The sequence below is a fragment of the Micromonospora sp. SH-82 genome (assembly GCF_051132485.1).
Taxonomy (GTDB): Bacteria; Actinomycetota; Actinomycetes; order Mycobacteriales; family Micromonosporaceae; genus Micromonospora.
This window is the reverse complement of sequence record NZ_CP148049.1, coordinates 2,208,441-2,223,562: the sequence shown is the minus strand read 5'-3', so window position 1 is coordinate 2,223,562 and position 15,122 is coordinate 2,208,441. Positions and strand designations below refer to the sequence as shown.

The following is a 15,122-nucleotide window of genomic DNA, read 5'->3' as shown; positions in this document are numbered from 1 at the left end:
CGCCCCGGGTCGACCTCGGCCGACGACGCCCCGCGCCCCTCGGCGGCCCCGGAGGGGTCAGCGGGCGTGCCGGCGGGGGACCTCGGCGTCGGTCCCGACGGTGGGGCGCAGCGGGCGGTAGCGGGCCAGCCAGGTGGTGAGCTCCTCGGCGGGCATCGGCCGGGCGTGGAACCACCCCTGGGCGACGTCGCACCCGGCGGCGTGCAGCAGCCGCCAGGTCCGCTCGTCCTCGACCCCCTCGGCCACCACCCGCAGGCCCAACGCCCCGGCCAGGTCGATCATCGACCTGACTATCGACGCGTCGTCGGCGTCGTCGGCCATGCCGAGGACGAAGGAGCGGTCCACCTTCACCTCGGACAGCGGCAGTCGCCGCAGGTGTTGCAGGGAGGAGTACCCGGTGCCGAAGTCGTCGAGGGAGATGGCCACCCCGGTCCGGTGCAGCCGGGTGATGGTGTCCAGGACCCGACGCGGGTCGGCCATCAGGGCGCCTTCGGTGATCTCCACCTGGAGCCGGTCGGGCCGGATGCCGTACCGGGTCAGCCGGTCGGCGACCTGGTCGGCGATCTCGCCGCTGTGCAGGTCCCGGACGCTGACGTTGAGGGCGGCCCGCAGGTCGGTCCCGGCGGCGGACCACTTGGCGAGCTGTTCCAGTACGTCGTCGACGACCCGGCGGGTGAGCAGCCGCATCACTGCGGTCTGTTCGGCCACCCGGATCAGCTCCTCGGGGTTGACCATGCCCCGTCGGGGGTGCCGCCAGCGCAGCAGCGCCTCGACGCCGACCACCTCTCCGGAGTCGATGGCGACCTGCGGCTGGTAGTACATGGTGATCTCCCCGACGTCGGGGTCACCGGGTCCGGCGGTCGGGGCGGCCACCTGCGGGGTGACGGTGCCCTCCGGTGCCGCCGGGGCGTCGGTCGTCTCACCGGCCGCCCGCCGACGGACCGGGTCGGCGCCGGTGAGGATCCGGTTCAGCAGTTCGTCGGAGTCGTCGAGCGGGGGTCGGGGTCGACGGCGGCGCAGCCGCCACCACGGTCCGCCCTCCGGCCGCGCCGGGTCGGGGTCGGCTGCCAGCCTGGTGGGCAGGGCGGCCCCGTCGCCGCCCCGCACGGTCCGCCCGGACGGCGGCCCCGCCTCCAGTACGCGTCGAAGGTCGGCCAGGAGGGCGAGCCGCTCGGCGGAGTTGTGGTCGGACTCGGGGGCGTACACGGCGATGGTGTCGTCGCGGTGCTTCGCGTCGTACATGGCGACGTCGGCGTGGCGCATCAGGGTGGCGTAGTCCTCGCCGTGCTCGGGGAAGAGCGCGATGCCTATCGACCCGCCGACGTCGAGCAGGAGCCCGTCCATCGACACCGGCTCGGCCAGCGCGGTGACCACCCGTTCGGCCAGTTCACGGGCCTGGTCGACGCCGTCGAGTCCGGTGGCGACGATGGCGAACTCGTCCCCGCCGAGCCGGGCCACCAGGTCCCGTCCGTCGAGGACCCCGACCAGTCGGGCGGTCACCTCGACGAGCAGCCGGTCCCCCACGGCGTGGCCGAGGGCGTCGTTGACGTTCTTGAACCGGTCCAGGTCGATCAGGAGCAGGGCCAGGTGGGCGTCCGGCTCGTCGCGGGCGACCCGCTCGGCGTGTACGTGGACCTGCTCGGCCACCTCGGCGAGGAGGGCCTTGCGGTTGGGCAGCCCGGTCAGCGGGTCGAGCGCGGCGACGTGTTCCTGTTCGGTGGAGAGCCGGGCCATCCGGTAGACGGCGAAGAGCGGGACCAGCACCAGGGGGACCAGGGCGGCGCTGGCCCTGGCGGCGGTGACCAGGACCGGGGCGAGCAGCAGCAGGGAACCGGTGGCGAGCAGTTCGAACGGGAGCCCCTGCCTGGCCCGGGACCACCACCGCCCGCCGAACCGCAGCCGCAGTGCCGTGCTGACCAGGCCGTAGTTGACGGCGAACCAGACTCCGGTCGCCGCGGCGACTGCCACCACGTCGGTCCAGCCCAGTGGTCCACCGGCGAAGAAGGCACCCGGCCCGGCCCGCAGGACCAGGTGGGCGGCGGCCAGGGCGCAGGCGTACTGGGCGATGTTGAAGCAGGTGCGCCAGGGCGCGTGCCCCATTCGTGCCCCGCAGACGAGCACCGCCACGGCCTGCACCGCCACCGCCGGACCCAGCCCCCAGCCGAGCAGGATGGCGAAGGTGAAGCAGGTCGAGGGGAAGACCGCGAAGGTCCGCCGACGGCCGAGGGGCACGAACGGCCGGGCGTCGCAGACCACCGCCAGCGCCGCCATGATCCAGAACGCGGTGGGCAGGTCGGGCAGGCGGGCGGGCAGGTCGACGAGGGCTCCGACGGTGGCCACCGTGGCCAGCAGGCCGGTGCCGGCGAGGAGGCCGACGAACGGCGCCGCTGCCCAGGGCAGGGAGTTGCGCGGGTCGACGGCCTCCATCGCACCTCCCGGGCAGCACCTACGGACCGGACGAGTAACCGCCCTGTCACTATGAAACGCCCTGGCTGTGGTACTTACCGAGACGACATACACGAATCGGTCGGAGTCGTAATTAAGTTGGTATACGCGACGCCCGGGTGGGTGTCGGATCTCACCCCTCGATCCGGGCCACCTCCCGGGCCGCATCGGGACCGGCGTCGAGCAGGACCTGGAAACCCGCCTCGTCGAGGATCGGGACCTTGAGGGTGGCCGCCTTGTCGGCCTTGGAGCCGGGGTTGTCGCCGACCACCACGAAACCGGTCTTCTTGGACACCGAACCGGTCACCTTGCCCCCGCGCGTCTGGATCGCCTCGGCCGCCTGGTCCCGGCTGAACCCGGTCAGGGTGCCGGTGACCACCACCGTCAGCCCCTCCAACGGTCGGGGTCCCTCGTCGCCGCCCTCCTCGACCATCCGTACGCCCGCCTCGGCCCACTTGCGGACCACCTCGCGGTGCCAGTCGACGGCGAACCACTCCCTGATGCTCACCGCGATGGTCGGGCCGACGCCGTCCACGGAGGAGAGTTCGGCCTCACCGGCCTGCTCGATCGCCCCCATCGACCGGAAGTGCCTGGCCAGGGCCTGTGCGGCGGTCGGCCCGACGTGTCTGATGGAGAGTGCGACGAGCACCCGCCACAGGTCGCGTTCCCTGGCGACGGCGAGGTTGTCCAGCAGCTTGGTGGCGTTGCTGCCCAGACTGCCGTCCTTGTTGACGAAGAACTCCGAGCGGGCCAGCTGCCCGGCGTCGAGGGTGAACAGGTCCCCCTCGTCGGTGATGACCTGCGCGTCCAGCAGGGCGGACGCCCCCTTGTAGCCGAGCACCTCGATGTCGAAGGCACCCCGCCCGGCGAGGTGGAAGACCCGCTCACGCAGCTGGGCGGGGCAGGACCGGCTGTTGGGGCAGCGGATGTCGACGTCCGCCTCCTTGGCCGGGGCCAGCGGGGTCCCACACGCCGGACAGGTGGTCGGCATGACGAACGGTCGGGCGTCGGCCGGACGCAGCTCCACCACCGGGCCGAGCACCTCGGGGATCACGTCCCCGGCCTTGCGCAGGACCACTGTGTCACCGATCAGGACGCCCTTGCGTTCCACCTCGCGGGCGTTGTGCAGGGTCGCCAGCGCCACCGTGGACCCCGCCACCCGGACCGGCTCCAGGACGGCGAAGGGGGTGACCCGGCCGGTCCGGCCGACGTTGACGTCGATGTCGAGGAGCTTGGTGTTGACCTCCTCCGGGGGGTACTTGAAGGCGATCGCCCAGCGTGGTGCCCGACTGGTGGAGCCGAGCCGACCCTGGATGGAGACCGGGTCGACCTTCACCACCACCCCGTCGATCTCGTGCTCGACGTCGTGCCGGTGTTGGGCGTAGTGGGCGATGTACTCGGCCACCCCGGTCAGGTCGGGGACCACCCGGGACCGGTCGCTGACGGGCAGTCCCCAGGCCCGCAGCGCCGCGTACGACTCGGACTGGGTCCGGGGTTGGAAGCCGCGCCGGGCGCCGATGCCGTGCACCACCAGGCGCAGCGGCCGGGACGCGGTGACCCGGGGGTCCTTCTGGCGCAGGCTGCCGGCGGCGGCGTTACGGGGGTTGGCGAACGGCGCCTTGCCCTGCTCGACCAGGGTGGCGTTCAGGTCGGCGAAGGCGGCCACCGGGAAGTAGATCTCCCCCCGGACCTCGACGAACTCCGGCACCTCCGCGAACTCGGCCGACGCGGTGAGCCGGGCCGGTACGTCGCGGATGCTGCGGACGTTGGCTGTCACGTCCTCACCTGTGCGTCCGTCCCCCCGGGTCGCCGCCCGGACCAGCCGACCCCCCTCGTAGGTCAGGTTGATCGCCAGGCCGTCGACCTTCAGCTCGCACAGGTAGGGGACCGTCCCGCCGGCGTCCCGCTCGACCCGCTCGGCCCAGGCCGCCAGCTCCTCGTCGGCGAAGGCGTTGTCCAGCGACATCATCCGCTCGGCGTGGGTGACCGGGGTGAAGTCGGTGGAGAAGGTGCCCCCGACCCGCTGCGTCGGCGAGTCCGGGGTCCGCAGCGCGGGGAACTGCTCCTCCAGCGCCTCCAGCTCGCGCAGCTGCCTGTCGAAGTCGGCGTCGGAGACGGTCGGCGCGTCGAGCACGTAGTAGCGGTACTGGTGCTCGGTGAGCTCCTGGCTCAACGTCGCGTGCCGGTCCCGGGCCAGGGGCGTCGGCTCCGCGCCGGCAGCCGCCTCCTGTGCCGCACTGACCTGCCCGCCGATGGCCTCCTCCGGCACCCCCTCACCCTCGGACACCGAAACAACCTCGGACCCACCGCCGTCTTCGGACACCGCCGAACCTCCCGTGACTCTGCTACCCCCGCACCGTATCGGGACGGTGGGACAATAGTCCGCCACCTGCTCTGCTCCTCCTGGAGCAGGCCACCCGTCGAGGGTGAACGAACCCGGAGGTACCGATGCGTGACTGGCTGCTCTGGGCGGCGTTGATCCTGCTCGCCGTCGCCGGTGGGTGGGCGTGGGACGCCTGGCGGCACGCCTCCGGCCGGCGGTCCCGTCCCGGGCGCGGCGCATCGGGTCGCGCCGCGCGACCGAAGACCAGGGGGCGGCAGGACTCCCGCCCGGGTAAGGCACCCCGTCCCCGGGGCACCGACCGGTCCGGCACCGGCACCGTACGGCCGGGGGAGATCTGGTGGGCCGACGTCCCCTACGCCGACGGCACCGGTTCGAAGGTCCGCCCCTGCCTGGTGCTGGGCACGACCCGGGACCGGGCCGACGTACTCAAGATCACGAGTCAGGACAAGAGCCACCGCGACGACCACGTGCCGATCCCCACCCGGGACTGGCATCCGCAGGCCGACCGGGACAGCTACCTCGACCTCGGGGAACCGATCCGGGTCGAGCTGACCGCCTTCCGGGACCGCGCCGGTCGCTGCGACCCGACGCTCTGGCAGGAGGTCAGGGCCCTGCCCCACCTCTCCCCGCAGACCCGGGGCTGACCCGGACACGCCGGACGGGACGTCACCCGGGTACGCCGGACGGGACGTCACCCGGGCACGCGAACGGGACGTCACCCGACTGCACCGAGGCGACAGACGGTGTGACCGGCGGAGCCGCCGCGTAGGGGCCGGTGGCCCGGCGGTCAGTCCCAGGTGTCGCCGAGGGTGGCGAGTTGGTCGGCGTACTCGATGCGGGTGGCCCACCCGGTCGGCCAGGCGGCCGTTCCACCGGCCGCCCCGAGGAACGCACCGGCCAGGGCGGCGATCGAATCCGAGTCCCCGGCGGTGGTGGCTCCCCGGGCCAACGCCGTCACCGGGTCGTCGGCGTGCCGGATCGCGCAGTACAGCGCGGTGGCCAGCGCCTCCTCGGCGATCCACCCCTCCCCGGTGTGCCGGCACGGGTCACCGCCGTCGTCCGGCCGGGCCAACGCGTCGACCAACCGGTGCAGGGCCCCCAGGCACTCGTCCCAACCCCGGGCGACGAACTCCTGCGGGGAGTCCACGCCGGGGCGCTGCCACAGGTCGCCGAGCCAGTCGCCGTGGTACGTGCGCCGCTGCCCCTGCGCCCGCCCCACCAGGACCTCGGGCAGCTCCGCAAGGGTGACGCCGTCGCGCAGCACCCGGACCGCGTACGCGGTCAGTTCACTGGCGGCCAGCCCGGTCGGGTGCCCATGGGTGAGCCCGGCCTGGAACTGGGCCAACCCGGCCAGGGTGTCCGGGTCGACGTCGAGCAACCCGACCGGGGTGACCCGCATGTTCGCCCCACAGCCCTTGGAGTTCGCCTGCGTCGCCTCCTGCCACCGCACCCCCCGGGCCAGCTCGGCGCAGGCCCGCAGACAGGTCATGCCCGGGGCCCGGTCGTTGTCCGGGCTGACCGACCAGTCCACGAAGCGCTGCCGCAGCAGCGGCTCGACGGCCTCCGGGGTGGACTCGGGCGCGTCCCGCAGTGCCCAGGCCACCGCCAGGGCCATCTGGGTGTCGTCGGTGACCAGCGCCGGATCCCCGGTCAGCTCGCGCGGACCCGCCGGACCGTACCGGTGGTGGATCTCGGCGACGGTCAGGAACTCGGTCGGCAGGCCGAGGGCGTCGCCGTAGGCGAGGCCGAAGAGCGAGCCGGTGGCGCGGCGGGGCGGGGAGGCGGTCACGAAGGCATCATGCCCGCCCCCCGCAACCCATCCGGACTGCTGGTCAGTCCCAGCAGAGGCAGAACGGGTGACCGGCCGGGTCGGCGTAGACCCGGAAGTCGTCCCCCTCGCCGGGCAGCCGCCGAGCGCCCAACGCCAGCACGGCCCGCTCCGCGCTCTCGATGTCGTCGACAGTGAGGTCGAGGTGGAACTGCTGTGGCCGCTGCGGGTCGGGCCAGTCCGGGGCGATCAGGTCGGGGGCCTGTTGGAAGGCCATCCGGGGCTGGTGTCCGCGTGGGCCGCCGATGACCACCCAGTCGCCCTCGGACTCCTCCTCGACCAGGGGGAGGCCGAGCAACGCGGCGTAGAACCCGGCCAGGGCGCGCGGGTCGGGACAGTCGATCACCACGGAGCGCATTCGTCCAATCATGCTCCGTATCCTGCCCACCCGGTACGACAGGAAACCCGGCGAGGCCTCGGTCAGGCGTCGGCGAGGCGGCGTCCGGCGTCCCGACAGGCGGCGAGCACACCCCTGACGTACCCGTGCGGGGCACCGGCCAGGCCACACGCCGGGGTCACCACCACCTGAGAGGCGAGGCGGGCGGCCGGGAACCCGAGGCGGGTCCAGATCCGGCGTACCCGGTCGGCCACCTCGGCGGAGGTCGGCGCGCGACCGGCCGACGGGGTGGCGGTGTCGACAGCCCCGGCCCACCACCCCAACCCGGCGTCGATCGCCTCACCCAGCGGATCCAGGTCGGTGACGAGTCCCAGGTCGAGCGCGACACCGACGGCTCCGGCCGCGCGGACCACCGACAACGGCACCTCCGGCGCGCAACAGTGGACCACGGTCGGCACCCCGGCCGCCTCGATCACCGTCCGCAGCGCCACCGTCGCGTCCGCCTCCTCGACCGGCCGGTACGCCCCCAGCCCGCTCTCGGTGGGCACCCGCCCGGCGAGCACGGCAGGCAGCGAGGGCTCGTCCAACTGCAGCAGCACCGAGGCGCGGGGCAGCCGTCGGGTGACCGCCTCGACGTGCCCCCGTAGCCCCTCGGCCAACGAACCGGTGAGGTCACGCACCGCCCCCGGGTCGCGCAGCAGCCGCCCGCCGATCGGCAACTCCACGGAGGCGGCCATCGTGAACGGGCCGGCGGCCTGGAGTTTGACCGGCCCGGCGTACTCCTCGGCCTGCTCGGCGAGCTGGTCGAGGTCACGTTCCATCAGGTCCCGAGCCCGACGCAGGTCCCGCCCCGGCCGGGGGGCCACCCGCCACCTGGCCGCGTACAGCTCCACCGGCAGCTCGACCAGCAGGCCCCCGGTCCGGCCGATCACGTCCGCGCCCGGACCACGGGCGGGCAGCTCGGGCAGGTGTGGCAGGGCGGGCAGCTCACCGAGGACGATCCGCTGCGCCTCGGCGATGTCGGTGCCGGGCAACGAACCGATGCCGGTCGCCGCACCGGGCGGCCAGGGCCAGGACTGATCAGTCACCGTCGCAGGGTATCCGCTCCCCCACCCCGTACGCGCCGGCCGGCACGCCTCGTACGCGGGGACGCCCGACCGGGCGGGTCAGCCGGTGATGGTGGCCGAACCGAGCACCACGTCACCGGCCGGGTCGGGCCGGTACGCCACGATGGCCTGGCCTGCGGCGACCCCCCGGAGGGGACGACGCAGCTCGGCACGCAGCCCCCCGTCGGTCACCTCCACGGTGGCCGGGACGACGTCGCCGTGCGCCCGCAACTGCACCTCGCACTCGACGGGGGCCACCGGCCGGGCGCCTCCGGTCCACACCGGGCGGTCGGCGCGGACGGTGGAGACCTCCAGCGCCTCGGCCGGCCCGACGGTGACGGTGTTGGTCGTCGGGGTGATGGACAGCACGTACCGGGGGCGACCGTCAGGGGCCGGACGGTCCAGGTGCAGCCCCTTGCGCTGCCCCACCGTGTACGCGTACGCCCCCTGGTGGCTGCCGACCACCGCGCCGGTGAGGGCGTCGACGACGTCCCCCGGGGCGGCACCCAGCCGGTCGGCGAGGAAGCCCCTGGTGTCGCCGTCGGCGATGAAGCAGATGTCGTGCGAGTCGGGCTTGTCGGCGACGGCCAGCCCCCGTCGGGCGGCCTCGGCCCGGACCTCGGCCTTGGTGGAGTCGCCGAGCGGGAAGATCGATCGGTCGAGCTGCTCGCGGGTGAGTACCGCCAGCACGTACGACTGGTCCTTGGGCAGGTCGACGCTGCGGCGCAGCAGGCCGTCGGCACCGAGCCGGGCGTGGTGGCCGGTGACCACCGCGTCGAACCCCAGGGCCACCGCCCGGTCCAGCACCGCCGCGAACTTGATCTTCTCGTTGCACCGCAGGCACGGGTTCGGAGTGCGCCCCGCCGCGTACTCGGCGACGAAGTCGTCGACCACGTCGGCGTGGAACCGGTCGGCCATGTCCCAGACGTAGAACGGCACGCCGAGCACGTCGGCGGCGCGTCGGGCGTCCCGGGAGTCCTCCAGGGTGCAACAACCCCGCGCCCCGGTCCGGTACGTCTGGGGGTTACGCGCCAACGCCAGGTGCACCCCTGTCACGTCGTGCCCGTCCTCGACCGCGCGCGCCGCCGCCACGGCGGAGTCCACCCCACCCGACATCGCCGCCAACACCCTCACCGGCCCGCTCCCTTCCTCGGCGTCAACCCTAACCACCCCGCCTGCGGTCAGCGGAGGGCGGCAGCCCGTCGGGCTCGCTCCACCGCCCCGGGAAGGGCCCCGATGAGGGCGTCGACGTCGGCGGCGGTGCTGGTGTGACCGAGGGAGAAGCGCAGCGACGAACGCGCCCGGTCGTCGGCGGCCCCCATCGCGAGGAGCACGTGCGAGGGCTGGGCCACCCCGGCCGAGCAGGCCGAACCGGTCGAGCAGAAGATCCCCTGGGCGTCCAGGAGCAGCAGCAGCGCGTCCCCCTCGCAGCCCGGGAAGGAGAAGTGCGCGTTGCCGGGGAGCCGTTCGTCCGGGTCCCCGTTGTAGATCACCTCGGGTACGGCGTCACGGACCCGACGGACCAGGTCGTCGCGGAGGGCGGCGACCCGGACGGCGTACTCCTGCTGGGCCTTGACCGCTGTCTCGACAGCCACCGCGAACGCCACGATCCCCGCCGTGTCCAGGGTCCCGGACCGGATGTCGCGCTCCTGACCCCCGCCGTGCAGCAGCGGCGTCGCCACCACGTCACGGGCCAGCAGCAACGCACCGACCCCGGTCGGCCCGCCGAGCTTGTGCCCGGTCACCGTCAGCGCGGCCACCCCACTCGCCGCGAAGTCGACGGGGACCTGCCCCACCGCCTGCACCGCGTCGGTGTGCAGCGGAACCCCGTGCTCGGCAGCGACCTCGGCCAACTCCGCCACCGGCTGCACCGTCCCGACCTCGTTGTTGGCCCACATCGCGGTGACCAGCGTGACCCGGTCGGCGTGGGCGGCGAGGTCGGCGGCCAACCGCCGGGGGTCGAGCCGTCCGGTGGCGTCGGCGGGCAGCAGGCTCACCTCGGCACCCTCGTGCTGGACCAGCCAGTCGACCGCGTCCAGCACCGCGTGGTGCTCGACGGCGCTGCAGACCAGCCGGTTCCGCCCGGGGGTCGCGGCCCGCCGGGCCCAGAAGACGCCCTTGACGGCGAGGTTGTCGCTCTCGGTGCCACCTCCCGTGAAGATCACCTCGGAGGGGCGGGCGCCCAGGACGGCCGCCACCCGCTCCCGGGACTCCTCCACCGAGCGACGGGCACGACGACCGGCGGCGTGCAACGAGGAGGCGTTGCCGACCTCACGGGCGGTGACGACGTACGCCTCCAGTGCCGCATCGAGCATCGGAGTCGTAGCCGCGTGATCCAGGTATGCCATCGCCGCTCAGCTTAGCCAGCGGTGAATCCCGCCACCGGCCCCAGCCCGGCCGATTCACCAGGTCCGGGACGGCTACAGTCTGCATTACCCCACGAAAGGCGACCCGCCCGGTGACAGCGGTACGGCAGAGATCCGAGCCACCCGAGGACGACCTGGCGGACCGGTTCCGTGCCGGTGACGAGTCGGCGCTGCGGGAGGCGTACGACAGGTTCGGCCGGGCCGTCCTCCACCTGGCCACCAGCACGCTGGCCAACCGCAGCGACGCCGAGGACGCCACCCAGGCCACCTTCGTCGCCGCCTGGCTCGGGCGGGACACCTTCGATCCGTCCCGTGGTTCCCTGCTCGGCTGGCTGCTCGGCATCGGCCGACGCAAGGTGGTCGACAGGTTGCGCGCCACGGCCCGGGAGAACCGGGTGGCCGAGACCGTACGACAGCTGCCGGAGCCGGTGACGGGCGGACCGGACCCGGAGACCGTCGTCGACCGGCTGGTGGTCGCCGACGAGCTGGCCCGCCTTCCGCAGGACCAGCGGCGGATGCTCGAACTGGCCTTCTACGACGACCTGACACACCAGCAGATAGCCGCGGTGACCGGAGTGCCGCTGGGCACTGTCAAGAGTCACATCCGGCGGGGCATGGCGAGCTTGAAACGCAGATGGGAGGTGGACGGTGCAGCACCTGGACCACGGCCGGCTGGTCTTCCTGGCGCTCGGTGAGAGCGAGGCGGACACCGACGAGGCCACCCACCTCGACACCTGCGCGCCCTGTCGGGGGGAGGTGGAGTCGCTGCGACACGTCGCGGGGCTGGGCACCTCGACCCGGTCACTACGGGAACTGCCCGCCCCACCGGAGGCCCTCTGGCAGGGCATCCTCGCCGACGTCCGGGAGGCCGAGGCGACACCCGCCGGGGCCGGGTCGGTCCGGCGGCGGCCCCCGGCCGAGGCGGACGCCCCGACCGGAACCGGTTCGGCGCTCCCCCCGGCCCCGGGTGCCCACTCCCGGTGGCGACGGTGGGTGACGACCGGGGTGACGGCGGCGGCCGCCGCACTCCTCGGTGTGGTCGGAACCCTCGTGGTGGTCCGCTCCGGGGAGGGTACGACCGATCCCGCCGGGGAGCAGGTGGTGCTGGCGACTGCCCCGCTGGCCGCGTACGGGCCGACTCCGCCGCAGGCGCGGGGGGAGGCACGGGTGTTCGACGACGGTCGGCTGCACCTGCACGTGGCGAACCTGCCCGAGGTGCCGGGGTACTACGAGGTCTGGTTGATCAACCCGACGAACGGCAGGATGTTCTCCGTCGGGGTGCTCGGTGCGGGGTCGGACGTGCTGCTCCCGCTGCCGCCCACCGTCGACCTGACCGAGTACTCGGTGGTGGACATCTCGGCCGAACGGTTCGACGACGATCCCGGCCACTCCGGCGACAGTCTGCTGCGCGGGGTCCTCGCCGAGTGAGACGGCCGGTGGGGGACCAGGTCCCCCACCGGCCGGACGTCGACCCTCGGGTCACTTGCGCTTGCGGATCTCCTCGGCGATCTGCGGGACGACCTTGAACAGGTCACCGACCACACCGAAGTCGGCCAGTTCGAAGATCGGCGCTTCGGCGTCCTTGTTCACCGCGACGATGGTCTTCGAAGTCTGCATACCGGCCCGGTGCTGGATCGCACCGGAGATGCCCAACGCGACGTAGAGCTGCGGGGAGACCGTCTTGCCGGTCTGTCCCACCTGGAACTGGTGCGGGTAGTACCCGGAGTCGACGGCCGCCCGGGACGCCCCGACGGCACCGCCGAGCAGGTCGGCGAGCTCCTCCACCAGCTTGAAGTTGTCGGCGTTGCCGACCCCCCGGCCGCCGGCGACCACCACGGAGGCCTCGGTCAGCTCCGGGCGTGAGCCCTTCTGCTCGGCGACCCGCTCGACCACCCTGGCCAGCTTGTCCGCGTCGGCGAGGGTGACGGTCAGCGGCTCGACGGCGGGGGTGGCCGGGGCCGGGGCGGGGGTGACCGAGTTCGGTCGGACGGTGACCAGCGGCAGGCCGCGGGTGACCTTCGAGGTGACGATGGTGGACCCGGCGAAGGCGACCTGGGTGGCGGTGCCGTCGGCGGCCAGGCCGACCACGTCGGTCAGGATGCCGTTGTCCAGCTTGACCGCGAGGCGGGCCGCGATCTCCTTGCCCTCCTGGGCACCGGCGAGCAGGACGGCGGCCGGCTGCACCCGGCGGACCAGCTCGGCGAGCACAGTGGCCTTCGGCGCCACCAGGTGACCGTCGATCTCCTCGCTCTCGGCGGCGTAGATCTTCTCCGCGCCGTACTCGCCGAGCTTGGCGGAGAGCGCCTCGGCCGCCCCGGGGCCGCCCAGCACCACGGCGCTGGGGGTGCCCACCGTACGGGCGAGGGTGAGCATCTCCAGGGTGACCTTCTTGACGCCGAACTCCCGGGTGGCTTCGACGACGACGAGAACCTCAGACATGTCCTGACCCCTCACACGAACTTCTCGGTGGCGAGGAACTCGACCAGCTGCGTACCGCCGGCGCCCTCGTCGGTGACCTTCGCACCGCCGGAGCGCGGCGGACGCGTGCTGTGCTCCAGGACGGTGCTGGTCGCGCCGTCGAACCCGACCTCGTTCGCGGCGATCCCCAGGTCGGCCAGGGCGAGCGTCTGCACCGGCTTCTTCTTGGCGGCCATGATGCCCTTGAAGGACGGGTACCGGGGCTCGTTGATGGTGTCCCAGACGGAGACCACGGCGGGCGTGGCGGCGGTGACCACCTCGTAGCCCTCCTCGGTCTGCCGTTCGACGGTCAGGGTGCCGCCGTCGACGGTGAGCTTGCGGGCGCCGGTCAGGGCGGCGACCCCGAGTCGCTCGGCGAGCATGTGCGGGATGACCTGGACCCGACCGTCGGTCGACTCCGCGCCGCAGAGCACCAGGTCGACGCCGAGCCGGCCGAGGGCTGCGGCAAGCACCTTCGAGGTGGCGACGGCGCAGGACCCGTGCAGGGCGTCGTCGACGACGTGCACGGCCTTGTCCGGTCCCATGGAGAGCGCCTTGCGGATCGACTCGGTCGCCCGGTCCGGCCCCATGGTCAGGATGGTGACCTCGCCGCCGTGCGCCTCCTTGATCTTCAGCGCCTCCTCGATGGCGTACTCGTCCATCTCGTTGATGACGTTGTTCGCCGAACCGCGGTCTACGGTGTTGTCGTCACTGCGCAGGTTGCGGTCCGCGCCCGAGTCGGGCACCTGCTTGACGAGTACGACGATGTTCATCGCGTGTCGACGACCCTCCTGTTTGGTGGTGCGATTCTCACCCGGTGGGGCGATGTCTCGCCCGGTCACGGGCGCAGCCTTGCGCGTTTGTGGCCAGCCGGTCAACCAGGGACGGCAGTGCGGTTACCCACGCCGGCAATGTTACCTGCCAGTAGCTTACGGGTCCGGGCGAGCGGGAGTGACTCAGGTCACCCCCGCTGCGACGGAGCAGGTCAGTCCCCGGGAGCGGTGGGGATTCAGTCCTCCACCGGGGGCGCGGGTCGGTCCCCGAGGGCGGCCCGGATCCGCTCGATCACCGCGGTCTCCGCCGGGGAGACGCCCCCGTGCGCCCGGGCCACCTCGTCGGCGGCGGTCAACACCACCGACCGGTACGTCGACACGTCCGGCGGGGACTTACGGCGCAGGATCTCCACCGCCTCCCCGAGCGCCGGGAGCACCATCGACTCGACCTCCGACGACGAGTCACGGGGCAGTTTCGGCTGCGGACCGGTGGTCAACGCCTCCTTGACCACCCCGCTGGCCCCCGCCATCACCCCGGAGGCGGCGAAGCTCTCCCGGATCATGGCGAAGATCCCGGGATCGGCGTTCGACACCAGGAACACCGCGCCGAAGGCCCCGGTCTTGAGGGTGAACCGCTCCTCGTCCGTCAACCGTTCCATGATCACGGAGTGTAGACGTAGGGCGTGGTGGAGGTGACCTGGACGAACCCCGAACGTTGCAGGATCGGCCGGCTGTCCGGGGAGGCGTCCACCTGCAACAGGGTCCGGCCACGCTGGTCGGCCAGCCGGGCCCGGTAGTCGACCAGCGCCCGGTAGATGCCCCGTCGCCGCCGGTCGGCCAGGACCGAACCGCCCCACAGCGAGGCGAAACCGCTGTTCGGCGCGTACCGCACCCAGCCCGCCCCGACCACCTCGTCACCCGCCTCGGCCACCACGACGGTGATCGACTGCGGGTCGGCGGCGATCTCCCGGTCCAGGGCGGCGGCGAGGTGGGACCTGTCGGAACCCCAGACCGCCGTCTCCATCGCCGCGATCCGCTCCAGGTCGTCCCGGCCCGTCACCTCGCGAAGGCGTACGCCGTCGGGCGGCACCGGCAGCGCGGACGCCAACGGTGCGACCGGGCCGACCATGACGGCCTCGGTCTCCTCCGCCACGAAACCCGCAGCCCGGAGCCGGTCGGGGAGGTCGGCCGGCTCGTCGTGGGCGTTGAGCTTCCACTCCACCGACTCGTCGCGCCCCCGGAAGAAGTCCACCTGCCGGGCGATCAGGGCGTCCAGCTCCGCCCCGGCCAGGCCGTCGAGGGTGCGGTAGGTCAGGAAACCCCTGTCGTCCAGCCCGGTGATCCGGACCAGGGGACCGTCGCGTTCCACCACCACACCGGCCGGAACGGGGTCGGGGACCTCCGGCCGGACCTGGTTGTCGTACGCGGCCCGCAGTGTCATCGCGTCGAGATCGCTCATCGATTCA

Annotated in this window: 14 protein-coding genes; 3 read left to right on the top strand and 11 right to left on the bottom strand. The window is 73.1% G+C overall.

Annotated elements, in window-relative coordinates; genetic code table 11:
* Window positions 1–57 precede the first annotated feature (57 nt).
* Complete coding sequence (locus tag WHN02_RS10325) at window positions 58–2,427, bottom strand: putative bifunctional diguanylate cyclase/phosphodiesterase (RefSeq protein ID WP_434743128.1); 2,370 nt, start codon at window positions 2,425–2,427, stop codon at window positions 58–60.
* Between the two features lie 151 nt (window positions 2,428–2,578).
* On the bottom strand, window positions 2,579–4,714 hold the full coding sequence (ligA, locus tag WHN02_RS10320; protein WP_434743899.1) for an NAD-dependent DNA ligase LigA: 2,136 nt from the start codon (window positions 4,712–4,714) through the stop codon (window positions 2,579–2,581).
* A 179-nt stretch (window positions 4,715–4,893) separates the two neighbouring features.
* Here ligA and WHN02_RS10315 point away from each other — a divergent pair, with 179 nt between their 5' ends.
* A complete protein-coding gene (locus WHN02_RS10315) occupies window positions 4,894–5,433 on the top strand; it encodes a type II toxin-antitoxin system PemK/MazF family toxin (protein ID WP_434743127.1) in 540 nt (179 codons plus the stop codon).
* Between the two features lie 143 nt (window positions 5,434–5,576).
* Here WHN02_RS10315 and WHN02_RS10310 read toward each other — a convergent pair whose 3' ends face one another.
* The 5 genes from WHN02_RS10310 to WHN02_RS10290 form a co-directional block, all read right to left on the bottom strand.
* Window positions 5,577–6,578 carry an ADP-ribosylglycohydrolase family protein gene (locus WHN02_RS10310; RefSeq protein WP_434743126.1) on the bottom strand — a complete coding sequence of 334 codons (1,002 nt, stop codon included), beginning with the start codon at window positions 6,576–6,578 and terminating at the stop codon, window positions 5,577–5,579.
* Between the two features lie 43 nt (window positions 6,579–6,621).
* A complete protein-coding gene (locus tag WHN02_RS10305; RefSeq protein ID WP_434743125.1) occupies window positions 6,622–6,987 on the bottom strand; it encodes a VOC family protein in 366 nt (121 codons plus the stop codon).
* A gap of 50 nt (window positions 6,988–7,037) precedes the next feature.
* Window positions 7,038–8,042, bottom strand: coding sequence for a methionine synthase (locus tag WHN02_RS10300; protein WP_434743124.1), 1,005 nt, complete (start codon window positions 8,040–8,042; stop codon window positions 7,038–7,040).
* Window positions 8,043–8,120: 78 nt separating this feature from the next.
* Window positions 8,121–9,194: a tRNA 2-thiouridine(34) synthase MnmA gene (gene mnmA / locus WHN02_RS10295; RefSeq protein WP_434743123.1), complete on the bottom strand. Its 1,074-nt coding sequence runs from the start codon at window positions 9,192–9,194 to the stop codon at window positions 8,121–8,123.
* A 47-nt stretch (window positions 9,195–9,241) separates the two neighbouring features.
* Complete coding sequence (locus tag WHN02_RS10290; protein ID WP_434743122.1) at window positions 9,242–10,408, bottom strand: cysteine desulfurase family protein; 1,167 nt, start codon at window positions 10,406–10,408, stop codon at window positions 9,242–9,244.
* Between the two features lie 110 nt (window positions 10,409–10,518).
* On the opposite strand from WHN02_RS10290, the gene WHN02_RS10285 reads away from it, so the two are divergent.
* Both WHN02_RS10285 and WHN02_RS10280 read left to right on the top strand, forming a co-directional pair.
* A complete protein-coding gene (locus WHN02_RS10285) occupies window positions 10,519–11,121 on the top strand; it encodes an RNA polymerase sigma factor (protein WP_434743121.1) in 603 nt (200 codons plus the stop codon).
* On the top strand, window positions 11,075–11,854 hold the full coding sequence (locus tag WHN02_RS10280) for an anti-sigma factor (protein ID WP_434743120.1): 780 nt from the start codon (window positions 11,075–11,077) through the stop codon (window positions 11,852–11,854). The genes WHN02_RS10285 and WHN02_RS10280 overlap by 47 nt, the downstream gene beginning before the upstream one ends.
* A 51-nt stretch (window positions 11,855–11,905) precedes the next feature.
* Here WHN02_RS10280 and WHN02_RS10275 read toward each other — a convergent pair whose 3' ends face one another.
* The 4 genes from WHN02_RS10275 to WHN02_RS10260 all read right to left on the bottom strand — a co-directional run bounded on the left by WHN02_RS10275 (window position 11,906) and on the right by WHN02_RS10260 (window position 15,115).
* Window positions 11,906–12,865 carry an electron transfer flavoprotein subunit alpha/FixB family protein gene (locus WHN02_RS10275; protein WP_434743119.1) on the bottom strand — a complete coding sequence of 320 codons (960 nt, stop codon included), beginning with the start codon at window positions 12,863–12,865 and terminating at the stop codon, window positions 11,906–11,908.
* An 11-nt stretch (window positions 12,866–12,876) separates the two neighbouring features.
* Entirely contained in the window at window positions 12,877–13,656 is a 780-nt protein-coding gene (locus WHN02_RS10270; RefSeq protein WP_434743898.1) for an electron transfer flavoprotein subunit beta/FixA family protein, read from the bottom strand.
* 236 nt (window positions 13,657–13,892) lie between these two features.
* The gene (locus WHN02_RS10265; protein ID WP_434743118.1) at window positions 13,893–14,315 is read right to left on the bottom strand and encodes a hypothetical protein; all 423 of its coding nucleotides are present in this window, start codon (window positions 14,313–14,315) and stop codon (window positions 13,893–13,895) included.
* A 2-nt stretch (window positions 14,316–14,317) separates the two neighbouring features.
* Window positions 14,318–15,115 carry a GNAT family N-acetyltransferase gene (locus WHN02_RS10260; RefSeq protein WP_434743117.1) on the bottom strand — a complete coding sequence of 266 codons (798 nt, stop codon included), beginning with the start codon at window positions 15,113–15,115 and terminating at the stop codon, window positions 14,318–14,320.
* Between the last annotated feature and the right edge of the window lie 7 nt (window positions 15,116–15,122).

Coding starts and splice junctions, on each gene's coding strand:
- WHN02_RS10315 (WP_434743127.1), top strand. CDS start 4,894: ATGCGTGACTGGCTGCTCTGGGCGGCGTTGATCCTGCTCGCCGTCGCC.
- WHN02_RS10290 (WP_434743122.1), bottom strand. CDS start 10,408: ATGGCATACCTGGATCACGCGGCTACGACTCCGATGCTCGATGCGGCA.
- WHN02_RS10325 (WP_434743128.1), bottom strand. CDS start 2,427: ATGGAGGCCGTCGACCCGCGCAACTCCCTGCCCTGGGCAGCGGCGCCG.
- WHN02_RS10270 (WP_434743898.1), bottom strand. CDS start 13,656: ATGAACATCGTCGTACTCGTCAAGCAGGTGCCCGACTCGGGCGCGGAC.
- WHN02_RS10265 (WP_434743118.1), bottom strand. CDS start 14,315: ATGGAACGGTTGACGGACGAGGAGCGGTTCACCCTCAAGACCGGGGCC.
- WHN02_RS10260 (WP_434743117.1), bottom strand. CDS start 15,115: ATGAGCGATCTCGACGCGATGACACTGCGGGCCGCGTACGACAACCAG.
- WHN02_RS10275 (WP_434743119.1), bottom strand. CDS start 12,865: ATGTCTGAGGTTCTCGTCGTCGTCGAAGCCACCCGGGAGTTCGGCGTC.
- WHN02_RS10305 (WP_434743125.1), bottom strand. CDS start 6,987: ATGATTGGACGAATGCGCTCCGTGGTGATCGACTGTCCCGACCCGCGC.